This window comes from Nocardioides marinquilinus (genome assembly GCF_039543705.1).
Classification (GTDB): Bacteria; Actinomycetota; Actinomycetes; order Propionibacteriales; family Nocardioidaceae; genus Nocardioides; species Nocardioides marinquilinus.
Window position 1 is genome coordinate 560,411 of sequence record NZ_BAABKG010000001.1, and the last position, 15,363, is coordinate 575,773.

Annotated in this window: 12 protein-coding genes; 9 read left to right on the plus strand and 3 right to left on the minus strand. The window is 72.5% G+C overall.

Going from position 1 to position 15,363, the window contains the following annotated elements:
- Window positions 1–19: 19 nt before the first annotated feature.
- Window positions 20–2,143: an FHA domain-containing protein gene (locus ABEA04_RS02630; RefSeq protein WP_345454246.1), complete on the minus strand. Its 2,124-nt coding sequence runs from the start codon at window positions 2,141–2,143 to the stop codon at window positions 20–22.
- Window positions 2,144–2,423: 280 nt separating this feature from the next.
- Entirely contained in the window at window positions 2,424–3,770 is a 1,347-nt protein-coding gene (locus ABEA04_RS02635; RefSeq protein ID WP_345454248.1) for an aminotransferase-like domain-containing protein, read from the minus strand.
- A gap of 148 nt (window positions 3,771–3,918) precedes the next feature.
- On the opposite strand from ABEA04_RS02635, the gene ABEA04_RS02640 reads away from it, so the two are divergent.
- From ABEA04_RS02640 to ABEA04_RS02680, 9 genes are all read left to right on the plus strand, one after another.
- On the plus strand, window positions 3,919–4,767 hold the full coding sequence (locus tag ABEA04_RS02640; RefSeq protein ID WP_345454250.1) for a nitrilase-related carbon-nitrogen hydrolase: 849 nt from the start codon (window positions 3,919–3,921) through the stop codon (window positions 4,765–4,767).
- A gap of 35 nt (window positions 4,768–4,802) precedes the next feature.
- Complete coding sequence (gene hydA, locus ABEA04_RS02645) at window positions 4,803–6,242, plus strand: dihydropyrimidinase (protein ID WP_345454252.1); 1,440 nt, start codon at window positions 4,803–4,805, stop codon at window positions 6,240–6,242.
- A 32-nt stretch (window positions 6,243–6,274) separates the two neighbouring features.
- The gene (locus tag ABEA04_RS02650) at window positions 6,275–7,291 is read left to right on the plus strand and encodes a TIGR03842 family LLM class F420-dependent oxidoreductase (protein WP_345454254.1); all 1,017 of its coding nucleotides are present in this window, start codon (window positions 6,275–6,277) and stop codon (window positions 7,289–7,291) included.
- A 16-nt stretch (window positions 7,292–7,307) separates the two neighbouring features.
- Complete coding sequence (locus ABEA04_RS02655) at window positions 7,308–8,189, plus strand: ABC transporter permease (protein ID WP_345454256.1); 882 nt, start codon at window positions 7,308–7,310, stop codon at window positions 8,187–8,189.
- Window positions 8,186–9,121, plus strand: coding sequence for an ABC transporter ATP-binding protein (locus ABEA04_RS02660; RefSeq protein ID WP_345454258.1), 936 nt, complete (start codon window positions 8,186–8,188; stop codon window positions 9,119–9,121). The genes ABEA04_RS02655 and ABEA04_RS02660 overlap by 4 nt, the downstream gene beginning before the upstream one ends.
- On the plus strand, window positions 9,118–9,933 hold the full coding sequence (locus tag ABEA04_RS02665) for an ABC transporter permease (RefSeq protein WP_345454260.1): 816 nt from the start codon (window positions 9,118–9,120) through the stop codon (window positions 9,931–9,933). The genes ABEA04_RS02660 and ABEA04_RS02665 overlap by 4 nt, the downstream gene beginning before the upstream one ends.
- Before the next feature lie 58 nt (window positions 9,934–9,991).
- Complete coding sequence (locus ABEA04_RS02670) at window positions 9,992–11,149, plus strand: ABC transporter substrate-binding protein (protein ID WP_345454262.1); 1,158 nt, start codon at window positions 9,992–9,994, stop codon at window positions 11,147–11,149.
- 130 nt (window positions 11,150–11,279) lie between these two features.
- Entirely contained in the window at window positions 11,280–12,614 is a 1,335-nt protein-coding gene (locus ABEA04_RS02675) for an aspartate aminotransferase family protein (RefSeq protein WP_345454264.1), read from the plus strand.
- The gene (locus ABEA04_RS02680) at window positions 12,611–14,146 is read left to right on the plus strand and encodes a CoA-acylating methylmalonate-semialdehyde dehydrogenase (RefSeq protein ID WP_345454266.1); all 1,536 of its coding nucleotides are present in this window, start codon (window positions 12,611–12,613) and stop codon (window positions 14,144–14,146) included. Before ABEA04_RS02675 ends, ABEA04_RS02680 begins: the two co-directional genes overlap by 4 nt.
- 39 nt (window positions 14,147–14,185) lie before the next feature.
- Here ABEA04_RS02680 and ABEA04_RS02685 read toward each other — a convergent pair whose 3' ends face one another.
- Window positions 14,186–15,196, minus strand: a complete 1,011-nt coding sequence (locus tag ABEA04_RS02685) for a hypothetical protein (RefSeq protein WP_345454268.1) — start codon at window positions 15,194–15,196, stop codon at window positions 14,186–14,188.
- Window positions 15,197–15,363 lie beyond the last annotated feature (167 nt).

Consider the following 15,363-nt stretch of genomic DNA (forward strand, 5'->3'; position numbering starts at 1 on the left):
CATGTCTGACGGGTCAGCGTCACTGGAACTGCAACGGGTTCTGGACGACGTCCTGGTCGCCGACGCGGAAGACGGCGTTGACGCCCATGACGTTCTCGGGGGCGAGGAAGGCGAAGAAGAGGCAGGCGCCGTCGTCCTCGGCGGTGAGCGTGTAGGGCAACGAGTCGACCAGCTCGGGATCGGCCGCTGGGTCGGGCGTGGCCACGTAGAAGTCGATCGCGACGGGCGTGCCCTCGGCCAGGCCGTTGGCCACGAACTGGGCGTTGATCACCTCGCCCGGGGCCACGCTGAGGATCTGCGGCTGGTCGGCCGTCGAGGTGCTCGTGCACTGGCCGGCGTCGGCGCCGTCGAGCGCCCAGCCGTGCGCCTCGACGGTGGCGGCCGCCATCTGCTCGGCCGGGTCGGGGGCGGCCTCGAGGTAGGGCGAGACGTAGTCGCGGTCGCCGCCCTGCTCGGCGATCTCGAGGACGGCGTCGGCCAGGTTGACCGGCACGATGCGGCCCGAGCCGGAGGTGAAGATGCCGCCCATCGGGTCGCCCTGGTCCTGGGCGTCCTTCTCGATGTTCTCGGTATAGACGCGGGTGTTGAGCCCGATGATCTCGCCGGCGTCGTTGATCGAGGGGCCACCGGAGTTGCCCGAGCCGATGCGGATGTCGGCGTCGATCTCGGCGCGGTCGGAGCCGATGACCTCGCTGGAGTTGAAGGCCGAGACGGTGCCCGCGGTGACGGTCAGCTTGGGCAGGTCGGTCGCGCTGTCGGTGTTGGCCCGGCTGAGGTCGGGGTAGCCGAACGCGGTGATGGGGTCGAGGGTGCGCAGGGCGTCGCTGTCGCCCAGGGGCAGCGGCTCGGGCAGGTCGGGGATGGCGCCGTCCTCGAAGGCGTTGCCCTCGGCGTCGCCGGTGATCTGGGCGACGGTGATGTCGAGGTAGCCGTCGCTGACCAGCGGCTCGGCGATGTAGCTCAGCACGACCTTGGCGTCGTCGTCGTCGGGCGTGGTGGTGTAGATCTGCAGCGAGTCGGTGTCGGCGGGGCCGTCCATGCCCGGGACGCCGGGGTCGGCGACGTGGGCGTTGGTGAGGATCTTGCCGTCCTCGCTGATGATGCTGCCGGAGCCGGCCGAGATGACCTGGCCCTCGGCGTCGAAGGTGGCGATGAAGACCGTGGCGGCCTTGGCGCGGTCGAGCGACTCCTGGCTCAGCCCGGCCGAGGCGCCCTCACCGGACGCCGCGGGCGTGTCGCCCGACGCGCGCTCGGAGTCGTCGCCGTCGTCGCCGCCGAGCACGACCGCGGCCGTGACGCCGCCGCCCACGAGCACCAGGACGGCGGCCGCTGCGCCCACGATCGCCAGCGTCCGCTTGCGCTTGCGCCGGGCGATGCCGGCCGTGGCGACGCCCGCCTCGACCACCGGCACCAGCTCGAGCTCGTAGCCCGCGGTGGGGTGGCCGAGCAGCACGGTGACGGGCTCGGTGAGCCGCAGCGTCGAGACCCGCTCGCCGTCGACGAACGTGCCGGCGGTCGAGCGGTCGACGAGCCACCAGCCGTCGGGCCGCGGCTCGACGACCGCGTGCAGGCGTGAGGCGGCCGGGTTGTCGGTGTGCACCTCCAGGCTGGGGTCTCGGCCGATGCGCACCGCCTGCCCGACCTCGAAGTGCCGGTCGCCCGACCGCAGCCGCACCAGCAGGCCGGGACCGGTCGGGGCGCCGTAGCCGCCCGGGCCGGGGCCCGCGGCGTGCGGCACGCGGGTGACGTCGAGGCCCGGCGGGGGCAGCAGCGGGCCGCCGGGACCGGCGGGCGCGGCCGGCCGGTCGACCACAGCGGTGTGCGCGGCGGACGGCGCGGCGCCGGTCACGGTGACCGTCAGCTCGAGGCCCGACCCGTCCTGGCCGAACCGCACGGTGGTGGTGCCGGTGAGCGGCGCGCGGTCGACGCGCCGGCCGTCGACCCAGGTTCCCTGGCTGCTGCCGAGGTCGACGACCTCCCACTGCTCGCCGGTCGGGTCGGTGGGGCGGATCTCGGCGTGACGACGGGAGACGGTCTGGTCGTCGGCGACGATGTCGCACGACGGCTCGCGGCCGACGACGAAGGCGCGCGGCGTCTCGGCACTCCACGTGCCGGTGGCCGACCGGATGGTGATGCTGCTCATGCGGGTCTCCGGAGAAGTTCGATCAGGGCCCCGAGAACGACGAACGGGAGAGTAGGCCCCCGCCGGGGCCGTGCGCGGGCGATTTCGCCGAACGTCACGTCGCGGTAAGAGGTGCGGGGTCGGTCACGGGGTCTCGAGGCTCGGCCGTGGCCGGCCTCGCACCTCGACCACCGTCGGGCCGCCTCGCACCTCGACCACCGCCGGGCCCGTGGACGATGGTCGAGGTGCGAGGAGCCCTGGCGACGAGCCTCGAGACCACGGGCCCCGACGCCCGGGTCGCTCAGTCGACGAGGGCCGCGCGGGCCAGGTCGGCGGCCACCGCGGCGGCCTCGGCGACGGGCACGAGCCCGGCGGTGACCCGCACGTGGTCGCCGGCGGGGGCCGCGGGTGCGGCGTCGTCGGCCGTCACGAACGCCGAGCCGGTGGCGACGCGGATGCCGGCGGCGGCCAGGTGCAGGACGGCGGCCCGCTCGTCGCGCACCGGCAGCCACAGGTTGATGCCGTCGGGCGTGGGCAGGCCGAGGTGCCCGGCCAGCGCCTGCTGCCGGGCGGCGTAGGCGTCGCGGGCGCCGTCGACGTCGGCGACCGACTCGGGCGTGGTGAGCAGGTCGAGCAGGATCGACTGCAGCATCCGCGAGCTCCACGCCGGGCCGAGCATGCGGCGCGCGACGATGCGGTCGAGCAGGCCGGACGGCCCGCCGAGCGCGGCCAGCCGCAGGTCGGGCCCGTGCGACTTCGAGTACGACCGCACCTGCACCACCCGGGCCGGGAGCCACGGCGCGAGCGAGACCTCGGGCGCGGTGCAGATGGCGCCGGAGTGGTCGTCCTCGACGACCCACGGGACGTCGTCCCGCCGCCGGCCGAGCACCCGCGCGAGCGCCTCGGCCCGCTCGGCGCTCAGCGAGACCCCCGCCGGGTTGTGCGCCCGCGGCTGCAGGACGACGGCCACCGGCCGCGCCTCGAGCGCGCGGCGCAGCGCGTCGGGCCGCACGCCCTCGCCGTCGAGCCCGACCGGCACGACCTCGGCGCCGAGGGCCTCCACGAGGTCGAACAGCGGCGGGAACCCGGGGCTCTCGAGCACCACGCGGTCGCCGTAGGAGACCACCTGCTCGAGCACCCGGGCGATGCCGTCGGTGGCGCCGTCGACCACCGTCACGGCGTCGACGGGGTGCCGCCAGCCGTCGGCCAGCACGTCGCGCAGCCCCGGCAGCACCGGCTCGTCGTGGTAGGCCAGCGTGCCGGCGCGCGCCGAGACCCGCCCCAGCGCCGGGCCGAGGTCGGGCAGCAGGTCGGGGTCGGGCATGCCCCGCGACAGGTCGAGCCGGACGTCGTCGGCCACCGTCGCGTCGTCGCCGACCAGCCGCTGCACCCGCGGGCTGAGCCACGGCGTCGGGGCCGCGCGCACGAAGGTGCCGGCCCGGCCGCGGGCGTCGACGAGCCCGGTGCGCCGCAGCGCCTGCCACGCCGCGCTGACCGTCGCCGGCGAGACGCCGAGCCCGGCGGCGACGTCCCGCACGGTGGGCAGCCGCTCGCCCGGGGCGAGCTCGCCGAGGCGGATGGCGCGGCTCACCGCACCGGCGATGCCGCGCGGCGTCCGGTCGCTCAGGCGGGTCAGGTCGACCGTCACGGAACGATTCTCATGCGACTCCCGCCGACTGCGGCCATGATGGGCCCTCGCCCCGCCGACGACGTCGACGTCCTTGACACGACCGTCATCCGGGCGAAATGTTCAGCCCGGAAGATAACAGAACGCACCACCGCCGCCGGAGGACGAAGTGACGATCGTGAAGGCCGCCATCAGCCAGACCACCTGGACCGGCGACAAGGAGTCGATGCTCGACAAGCACGAGCAGTTCTCGCGTGACGCGGCCGCCCAGGGCGCCCAGGTGATCTGCTACCAGGAGCTGTTCTACGGCCCCTACTTCGGCATCACCCAGGACCAGAAGTACTACCGCTTCGCCGAGCCGGCCGACGGCCCGATCGTGCAGCGCTTCGCCGCCCTCGCCAAAGAGCTCGGCATGGTGCACGTGCTGCCGATCTACGAGGAGGAGCAGACCGGCGTCTACTACAACACCGCCGTGGTGGTCGACGCCGACGGCACCGTGCTCGGCAGCTACCGCAAGCACCACCTGCCGCACCTGGAGAAGTTCTGGGAGAAGTTCTACTTCCGCCCCGGCAACCTCGGCTACCCGGTCTTCGACACCGCGGTCGGCAAGGTCGGCACCTACATCTGCTACGACCGACACTTCCCCGAGGGCTGGCGCGAGCTGGGCCTGAACGGCGCCCACATCGTCTTCAACCCCAACGCCACCAAGCCGGGCCTGTCGAACCGCCTGTGGGAGGTCGAGGGCCCGTGCGCCGCGGTGGCCAACGGCTACTTCGTGCTGCAGCCCAACCGCGTCGGCCGCGAGGACAACGAGTACGGCGACGAGGCGGTCGACTTCTACGGCACCAGCCAGGTCATCGACCCGCGCGGCAACTTCGTCGGCGAGCGCGGCAGCAGCGAGAGCGAAGAGCTGCTGGTGCGCGACCTCGACCTCGACATGGTGCAGCAGATGCGCGACGACTGGCAGTTCTACCGCGACCGCCGGCCCGACTCCTACACGCGCATCGCCCAGGCCTGACCCCTTCGACAGGCTCAGGAACCGAGAGGAAACAGATGAGCACCCTGCTGGTCACCGGCGGCACCGTCGTCAGCAGCACCGGCCGCACCGAGGCCGACGTGCTGGTCGACGGCGAGCGCATCGTCGCCGTCCTCGCCCCGAGCTCGAACCTGCTCGGCACCGACCTCGCGAGCAGCGTCGACCGGGTGGTCGACGCGAGCGGCAAGTACGTCATCCCGGGTGGCATCGACGCCCACACCCACATGCAGCTGCCCTTCGGCGGCACCGAGGCGATCGACACCTTCGAGACCGGCACGATCGCCGCGGCGTGGGGCGGGACGACGTCGATCATCGACTTCGCCGTGCAGACCCAGGGCACCCGCGTCGAGGAGGGGCTGGCGGCCTGGCACGAGAAGGCCCGCGGCAACTGCGCGGTCGACTACGGCTTCCACCAGATCGTCGGCGGCGTCGACGAGCACTCGCTCAAGGCGATGGAGACGCTCGTCGACGAGGGCATCACCTCGTACAAGATGTTCATGGCCTACCCCGGGGTCTTCTACGCCACCGACGACCAGATCCTGCGGGCCATGCAGAAGGCCCGCGAGCTGGGGCTGCTGACGATGATGCACGCCGAGAACGGCCCGGCCATCGACGTCCTCGCCGAGCAGCTCTACAACCAGGGCAAGACGACCCCCTACTTCCACGGCATCGCCCGCGCCTGGCAGATGGAGGAGGAGGCCACGCACCGCGCGATCATGCTGGCCGACCTCACCGGGGCGCCGCTGTACGTCGTCCACGTGAGCGCGAAGCAGGCCGTCGAGCAGCTGGCCGCCGCGCGCAACCGCGGCCAGAACGTCTTCGGCGAGACCTGCCCGCAGTACCTCTACCTCTCCCTCGAGGAGCAGCTCGGCGCCACCGGCGACCCGACGTGGGGCGACTTCGAGGGCGCCAAGTGGGTGTGCTCGACGCCGCTGCGCTCGCGCGAGGAGGGCCACCAGGACGCCATGTGGCAGGGCCTGCGCACCAACGACCTGCAGATGGTGAGCACCGACCACTGCCCCTTCTGCATGAAGGACCAGAAGGAGCTCGGCCGCGGCGACTTCCGCGCCATCCCCAACGGCATCGGCTCGATCGAGCACCGCATGGACCTGCTCTACCAGGGCGTGGTGACCGGCCAGATCAGCCTCGAGCGCTGGGTCGAGATCACCTCGACGACGCCGGCGCGGATGTTCGGCCTGCACGGCCGCAAGGGCGTCATCGCGCCCGGGGCCGACGCCGACCTCGTCGTCTACGACCCGAACGGGCACACCTCCATCGGCTACGAGAAGACCCACCACTCGGCCATGGACCACTCGGCGTGGGAGGGCTTCGAGATCGACGGCCACGTCGACGTCGTCGTCAGCCGCGGCAGCGTGCTCGTCGACGACGACGGCTTCCACGGTCGGGCCGGCCACGGCCAGTACCTCAAGCGCGGCCTGACCCAGTACCTCACCTGACCCTCATCTCGGCGACCTGAACGGAGCAACGGATGGACTTCGGCGTCGTCCTGCAGACGAACCCGCCTGCGTGGCGCACGGTGGGCCTGGCCAAGCTGGCCGAGGAGCACGGCTTCGACTACGTGTGGACCTTCGACTCGCACCTGCTGTGGCAGGAGCCCTACGTCATCTACTCGGCGATCCTGGCCGCGACCAAGCGGGTCACCGTGGGTCCGATGGTGACCAACCCGGCCACCCGTGACTGGACCGTCACGGCGTCGGTCTACGCCACGCTCAACGAGATGTTCGGCAACCGCACCGTGTGCGGCATCGGCCGCGGCGACTCCGCCGTCCGGGTGCTGAACGGCCGGCCGAGCACGCTCAAGGAGGTGCGCGAGGCCACGCACGTCATCCGCGAGCTGGCCAGCTGCCGCCCGGTCGAGCACAACGGCGCCACCCTGCAGTTCCCCTGGGCGCGGACGTCGTCCCTCGAGGTGTGGGTGGCCGCCTACGGTCCGCTGGCGCTCAAGACCGCCGGCGAGGTCGGCGACGGCTTCATCCTGCAGCTGGCCGACGTCGACGTCGCCCGCTGGATGATCGAGCGGGTGCGCGAGGCGGCGTCGGACGCGGGCCGCGACCCCGACGCGCTCACCTTCTGCGTGGCCGCCCCCGCCTACGTCGGCTCGGACATGGAGCACATGCGCAGCCAGTGCCGCTGGTTCGGCGGCATGGTCGGCAACCACATCGCCGACATCGTCGGCAAGTACGGCAAGGACGCTGACTTCCCGCAGGTGCTCGTCGACTACATCGAGGGCCGCACCGGCTACGACTACAACACCCACGGCAAGGCCGACAACGACCACGTCGACTTCGTGCCCGACGAGATCGTCGACCGGTTCTGCCTGCTCGGCACCCCCGACGACCACGTCGCCAAGCTCGAGCAGCTGCGCGAGATCGGCGTCGACCAGTTCGCCGTCTACCTCCAGCACGACAACAAGGAGGAGACGCTGCGCCAGTACGGCGAGAGCATCATCCCCCGCCTGCAAGAGCACGTGACGGCGAAGGCCTGACGCGGGTGGGTCGAGCATGATGGCCGCGCTCGGGCGCCTGCGAGCCGTCGTCGTCGGGCTGCTCGGCGTCGCGCTCGCGCTGGTGGTCTGGGACCTCTACAAGGCCTTCGGGCCCGAGGACGGGTGGAAGCTCGGCGAGCGGACGCTCGTGCTGCCGCGCGCGAGCGACCTCGCGATGCCGCACACCTGGGAGGTCTACCAGCGCTTCGGCGAGCCGTCGTCCCCCGTGCCCGACGCGCCCTCGACCGCCCGCGCGGTCTTCGACGCCAGCGTCTTCACCCTCGAGATCGCCACGCGCGGCTGGGTGATCGGCGTCGTGGTCGGGCTGCTGCTGGCGCTGCTGATGAGCCGGTTCCGGCTGGCCGAGTCGGCGCTGCTGCCGTGGGTGGTGCTCAGCCAGACGGTGCCGCTGATCGCCATCGCGCCGCTGGTCAAGCGGTGGGGCAACGGCATCGACCTCGGCTTCACCTGGACCGACGAGCACTCCGTGGCCGTCATCGCCGCCTACCTCGCCTTCTTCCCGGTCGCGGTCGGGGCGCTGCGCGGCCTCAAGTCGCCGCAGCGCACCCACCTCGACCTGATGCACACCTACGGCGTCGGCTGGTGGCGCACGCTGCTGACCCTGCGGCTGCCCGCGAGCGTGCCGTTCCTGCTGCCCGCCCTGCGGCTCGGGGCCGCGGCCGCCGTCATCGGCACCGTGGTCGCCGAGGTCTCGATCGGCCTGCGCGGCGGCCTCGGACGCATGATCGTCGAGTACGCCCAGACCGCCAGCTCAGACCCCGCCAAGCCCTGGGCACCCATCGTCGGCGCCGTGGCCGTCGGCTTCGTGGCCGCCGGTGTCGTCGCCCTGCTCGGCCTGCTGCTGCGCCCCTACCGAACCGCGGAGACCGCCCGATGACCGACCTCGCCAAGACCGGCGACCAGCCCGACCGCCCCGCGGACGCTGACCGCACCCGGCGCACCGACCGTGCCGAGGAGCCCGCGCGCGGCGGCGACGAGCCGTTCGGCACCCCCGCGGCCATCGAGGCGCGCGGCGTCGAACGGCGCTTCGGCCGTGGCCGCAGGCAGGTGCACGCGCTCTCGGACGTCGACCTCACCGTGGCCGCCGGCGAGTTCGTCTCGCTCATCGGCCCCAGCGGCTGCGGCAAGAGCACGCTGCTGCGCCTGGTCGCCGACCTCGACACGGTCAGCGAGGGCACCATCACCGTCTTCGGCAAGCCCGCCCGCCAGGCGCGGCTCGACCAGGACTACGGCATCGCCTTCCAGCAGGCCGGTCTGCTGCCCTGGCGCACCGTCGCCGCGAACGTCGAGCTGCCGCTGAGGCTGCACGGGGCGAGCGGGTCGGAGCGCAAGGCGCGCGTCGCCGAGCTGCTCGAGCTCGTCGGCCTCGGCGACTTCGCCAAGAGCCGCCCCGACCAGCTCTCCGGCGGCATGCAGCAGCGCGTCGCGATCGCCCGCGCGCTCGCCGAGCGACCCCGCCTGCTGCTGATGGACGAGCCGTTCGGCGCCCTCGACGAGATCACCCGCGAGCGCATGCAGACCGAGCTCGTGCGCATCTGCCGCGAGACCTCGGCCGCTGTGCTCTTCGTGACCCACTCGATCCCCGAGGCCGTCTTCCTCTCCGACCGCGTCGTGGTGATGTCACCCCGGCCCGGCCGCATCGTCGACGTCGTCGAGGTGCCGGGCTCGGTGCGCGAGCGCACGGACGACGTGCGCGACCAGCCCGACTTCCTGCACTCCGTCCACCGGGTGCGCACGGCGCTGCACGGCCGCGACGACGACGCCACCGCCGTCCGCGCCGGTGGGGCCGAGGAGGGCGGCCGGTCGTGAGCGCCGTCGCCGAGAGCACCGCTCGCGACACCCGGGCGCGGTTGCCGATCCGCGAGCTGCGCGTCGGCACCGTCGTCGCGCCGATCGTCTTCGGCGTCGTGGTCATCGGCCTGTGGCAGCTGCTCGTCGACCAGCTCGACATCGAGCCCTTCGTCATCCCGGCCCCCAGCGTCATCTGGGAGCAGGTGACGACCAACCAGGAGTTCATCGTCGAGGGTGCGAAGGCCACCGGCCGCAACGCCCTCCTCGGGCTGGTCGGGGGCGCCGTCGTCGGCATTCTCGGAGCGCTGCTCTCGCACGCGATCAGGCTGCTCGACCAGATGGCGGTGCCGCTGGTGGCGGCCGCCTCGGTGGTGCCGATCGTGGCGCTCGCCCCGGTGCTCTACTCGATGTTCGGCGCGGCGGTCGAGACCGCCCGGATCATCGTGGCCGGGCTCGCGGTGAGCGTGCCGGTCTACCTCAACACGTTGCGCGGCCTGCGCCAGGTGCCGGCCGTGCAGCGCGACCTGATGACCGCCTACGCCGCCAAGCCGAGCCAGGTGGCGCGCACGGTCACGCTGCCCACCGCGGTGCCCTACCTGTTCACCGGCCTGCGCATCGCCTCGTCGCTGGCGGTCATCTCGGCGCTGATCGCGGAGTACTTCGGCGGCCCGCGCGGCGGGCTGGGCAAGTCGATCACCACCGCCGCCTCGAGCAGCAACTACCCCCTGGCGTGGGCCTACGTCTTCGGCGCGATCGTGCTCGGCCTCGTCTTCTACGTGGTCACGCTGCTCGTCGAGCTGTGGTTCTCGCGCCACCACCCCACCCCCTAGAGCTCCCCGCACCACCCGCACCATCACGCATCACTGACGCACCACCCGAGGAGACACCATGAGAGCAACGACCAGAGTGGTCGCCGTCGCGGCCTCCCTCGTGCTCGCGCTGGCCGGCTGCGGCGGCGGGGACGACGGCGACGACGACAGCGGCAGCAGCGGCGGCGGGGGCGACGCGGCCTCCGGCGACCTGACGCCCGTCACGCTGCAGCTGCAGTGGGTGGCCCAGGGCCAGTTCGCGGGCTACTACGCCGCGCTCGACCAGGGCTACTACGAGGACGAGGGGCTCGACGTCGAGATCCTCGAGGCCGGACCCGACATCGTCCCCCAGGACGTGCTGACCGCCGGCGACGCCGACTACGCGATCGCCTGGGTGCCGAAGGTGCTCGGCTCGATCGAGCAGGGCGCCGCGATCACCGACGTCGCGCAGATCTTCGAGCGCTCGGCCACCACCCAGATCTCGTTCAAGGACGCCGGCATCACCGGCCCGGCCGACCTCGCCGACAAGAACGTCGGCAGCTGGGGCTTCGGCAACGAGTGGGAGCTGTTCGCCGGCATGCAGCAGAACGGCGTCGGCGTCGACGACATCAACCTGGTGCAGCAGGCCTTCGACATGAACGCCTTCCTGGCCGGCGACATCGACGCGGCGCAGGCGATGACCTACAACGAGTACGCGCAGGTGCTCGAGACGGTCAACCCCGACACCGGTGAGCTCTACTCGCCCGACGACCTGAACGTCATCGACTGGAACGACGTCGGCACCGCGATGCTGCAGGACGCCATCTGGGCCAGCACCGACCGGCTCGAGGACCAGGAGTACGCCGACCAGACGGTCGCGTTCATCAAGGCCTCGATCAAGGGCTGGGTCTACGCCCGCGACAACCCGGAGGAGGCCGCCTCGATCGTCACCGCGGCCGGCTCGACCCTCGGTCAGAGCCACCAGCTGTGGATGACCAACGAGGTCAACAAGCTGATCTGGCCCTCCACCAACGGCATCGGCGTCATCGACGACGGGGCCTGGGCGCAGACGGTCGAGATCGCGAAGAGCACCCAGAACGAGACCGGCGCGACCATCATCACCGACGACCCGCCCGAGACCGCCTACTCCAACGAGTACGTCGAGCAGGCGCTCGACGAGCTGCGCGACGAGGGGGTCGACGTCGACGGCGCCGACTACGAGCCCGTCGAGGTCACCCTCAACGAGGGCGGCAACTGAGCGTCCGCACCGGAGGTTTCGAGGCTCAGGCCTAGCGGCCTTCGCACCTCAACCACCGTCATGTGACGGTGGTTGCGGTGCGAGCCTCGAAACCACCACCCCCAGCCCGACACGACCAGGAGCACCGACGATGACCACGGACACCGACGTCCACACCGATCTCGACCAGCACGCCAAGCAGCTCGACAAGGCCCACGTCTTCCACTCGTGGTCGGCGCAGAAGGCCTTCGACCCGCTCGTCATCGCCGGGGGGCTCGGCACCAAGGTCTGGGACCACGCCGGCAACGAGTACCTCGACTTCTCCTGCCAGCTGGTCAACGTCAACATCGGCCACCAGCACCCCAAGGTGGTGGCCGCCATCCAGGAGCAGGCCGCCACGCTGGCCACCATCGGCCCGGCCACGGGCAGCCTCGTGCGCGCCCAGGCCGCGCAGCGCATCACCGCCAAGGCGCCCGCCGGCCTCGACAAGGTCTTCTTCACCAACGGCGGCGCCGACGCCATCGAGAACGCCGTGCGCATGGCGCGGCTGCACACCGGACGCCGCAAGGTGCTCTCGACCTACCGCAGCTACCACGGCAACACCGGCGCGGCGATCAACGCCACCGGCGACTGGCGGCGGCTGCCCAACGAGTACGCCACGGGCCACGTGCACTTCTTCGGCCCGTTCCTCTACCGCAGCGAGTTCTGGGCCACGACCCCCGAGGAGGAGTGCGAGCGCGCGCTGCACCACCTGCGCCGCGTCGTCGAGTCCGAGGGCGCCGCCACCGTCGCCGCCATCCTGCTCGAGACGATCCCCGGCACCGCCGGGATCATGGTGCCGCCGCCGGGCTACCTCGCCGGCGTCCGCGCGCTGGCCGACGAGCACGGCATCGTGCTCATCCTCGACGAGGTGATGGCCGGCTTCGGCCGCGCCGGCGAGTGGTTCGCGCTCGACGCCCACGACGTCGTCCCCGACCTCATCACCTTCGCCAAGGGCGTGAACTCCGGCTACGTGCCGGTGGGCGGCGTCGTCATCAACGAGGCCATCGCGGCCGACTTCGACGAGACCGTCTTCCCCGGCGGCCTCACCTACTCCGGGCACCCGCTGGCCGCGGCGTCCATCGTGGGCTCGATCGACGCGATGGAGAGCGAGGGCATCGTCGAGAACGCGCGACGCATCGGCGCCGACGTCCTCGCCCCGGCGCTCGCCGACCTCGCGGCGCGCCACCCGGTCGTCGGCGAGGTGCGCGGCACCGGCGTCTTCTGGGCGCTCGAGCTCGTCGCCGACCCCGCCACCCGGGCGCCGCTGCCGCCGCCGTTGGTCGCCAAGGCCAAGGGCGAGTGCGTCAGGCGGGGCCTGATCCCGTTCACCGTCGACAACCGCATCCACGTCGTGCCGCCCTGCGTGGTCACCGACGACGAGGTGGCCCAGGCGCTGCCGATCTACGACGAGGTGCTCACCATGCTGGACAAGGAGATCGCATGACCGCCGACACCCGCCCCGACGACCGCACCGACCTGCCGGTGCTCGACCACTGGATCGCCGGCGCCGCCGCGTCGGGCGACTCCGAGCGCACCGGCCCGGTCTACGACCCGGCGCTGGGCGAGGTCACCAAGCACGTGCGCTACGCGGGCAAGGGTGACGTCGACGCCGCGGTGGCGGCCGCCAAGGACGCCTTCGGCGGTCCGACGGGCTGGCGCAACGCCTCGATCGCCAAGCGGCAGACGGTGATGTTCGCCTTCCGCGAGCAGCTGCACTCGCGCCGCGACGAGCTGGCCGCCATCCTCACCTCCGAGCACGGCAAGGTGCTCGGCGACGCCGCCGGCGAGGTGGCGCGCGGCCTCGAGGTCGTCGAGTTCGCCTGCGCCATGCCGCACCTGACCAAGGGCAGCCACAGCCTCAACGTCTCGACCGACGTCGACGTCTACTCGGTCAAGGAGCCGCTGGGCGTCGTCGGCATCATCAGCCCGTTCAACTTCCCGGCCATGGTGCCGCTGTGGTTCTTCCCGCTGGCCATCGCCGCCGGCAACTGCGTCGTGCTCAAGCCGTCGGAGAAGGACCCCTCGGTGGCCAACTGGATGGCCGAGGTGCTCACCGAGTGCGGGCTGCCGCCGGGCGTCTTCAACGTCGTCCACGGTGACAAGGAGGCCGTCGACGCGCTGCTCGTGCACCCCGACGTCGCCTCGATCAGCTTCGTCGGCTCGACCCCGATCGCGCAGTACGTCTACGAGACCGCCACCGCGCACGGCAAGCGGGTGCAGGCCCTCGGCGGCGCCAAGAACCACATGCTGGTGCTGCCGGACGCCGACCTCGACCTCGCCGCCGACGCCGCGGTCAACGCCGGGTTCGGCTCGGCCGGCGAGCGCTGCATGGCCATCTCGGTGGTGCTCGCCGTCGACCCCGTCGGCGACGAGCTGGTCGAGAAGGTGCGCGACCGCATGGGCAAGCTGGTCACCGGCGACGGCCGCGGGGCGGCCGACATGGGGCCGCTGATCACCCGCGAGCACCGCGACAAGGTGGCCGGCTACCTCGACGTGGCGAACGACGACGGCGCGGCCGTGGTGGTCGACGGGCGCGGTGTCGAGCCCGACGGCGCGGCCGACGGCTTCTGGCTCGGCCCGTCGCTGGTTGACAAGGTGCCCACGAGCTCGACGGTCTACCGCGACGAGATCTTCGGGCCGGTGCTCTCGGTGGTGCGCGTGGCGACCTACGAGGAGGGCCTCGAGCTGATCAACGGCAGCCCGTGGGGCAACGGCACCGCGATCTTCACCAACGACGGCGGCGCCGCCCGGCGCTTCCAGCGCGAGGTTGAGGTCGGCATGGTCGGCATCAACGTGCCGATCCCGGTGCCGGTGGCCTACCACTCCTTCGGCGGCTGGAAGGCCTCGCTGTTCGGCGACGCCAAGGCCTACGGCCCCTCCGGCATCGACTTCTTCACGCGCGAGAAGGCCGTGACGGCGCGGTGGCTCGACCCGAGCCACGGCGGGCTCAACCTGGGGTTCCCGCAGAACCAGTGACCTCGGACTGAGATAGACGACGAGGCCCGGCCGGCGGGCTCAGCCCGTCGGCCGCGCCGCGTCGACGCAGTCCTGCTGAGCCCGGGCGAGCGCGGCGGCCTCGGCGCTGCCCGAGCCCTGCGTGAGCCGCTGCACGAGTGCGGCCCGCACCTGGTCGGCGTCCAGGGTGGTCGAGAGGCACTGGCGCAGCGCGGTGCGGGCGGGCCGGTCGCCCGGCTCGGCGTCGGCGCGCAGCTCGCGGGTGAGCGCGTCGAGCGGAGCGACGCAGGCGGTCTCGGCGTCGACCCAGGCGCGGGCGGTCTCGAGGTCGAGCCGCGGCAGGTCGGGGACGACGCGGCCGGTCTCGTCGATGACCTCCGCGAGCACCAGCTGCGGCACCGAGCGGCGCTGGAGGAAGGCGTCGACGAAGCACTCGCCCTCGGTGACGCGCTGCAACGAGCGCGTGTCGTTCAGGTAGAGGTCGACGAGCCCGGCGCGCACCTGCGCCGAGGCCTCGTCGGTGGGCTCGACGGCGGGGTCGGCGCTCGCCCCGCCCGCCTCCTGGGCGCAGGCGGCCTGCGCGGCGGTCAGCTCGGCGACGATCGGGGTGTCGACGCCACCGCTGAGCGTGGTGACCAGGGCGGTGCGCTGGTCGTCGGCGCTGACCGCCTCGTCGAGGCAGCGGGCGTAGACGTCGGGGTCGACGTCGGGGTCGAGCTCGGCGGCGGCGCGGCCGGCGACCTGGGCGTACTCGGCGCAGCCGGCCTGCACGTCGACCCACACCGCGGCCGTGTCGCGGTCGAGCATCGGCACCGCCGCGGCGGGGTCGCCGTCGTCAGTGAGCACGCCGGCGACCACGAGGTCCTCCGGGGTCAGGCGGTCGAGCAGCGCGTCCGCGAAGCACTCGCCCTCGGCGAGCTCGGCGGGCGTCGGGTCGAGGCCGGCGTACAGCGCCGCCACCCCCGGCCGCACCGTCTCGGCGTCGGGCACCACGTCGTCCTGCTCGTAGTCGGTGTTGCACCCCGCGAGCACGACGAGCCCACCGACGAGCAGGAGGGAGAGCGCGCGCACGGCGCGAGTCTGTCATCCGGCCGTCGGGTGGCACGAACCGAGCGATCGCACGGTTCAGGCGCCCGATCCGGCCGTCGGGTGGCACGAAGCGAGCGATCGCACGGTTCAGGCGCCCGATCCGGCCGTCGGGTGGCACGAAGCGAGCGATCGCACGGTTCAGGCGCCTG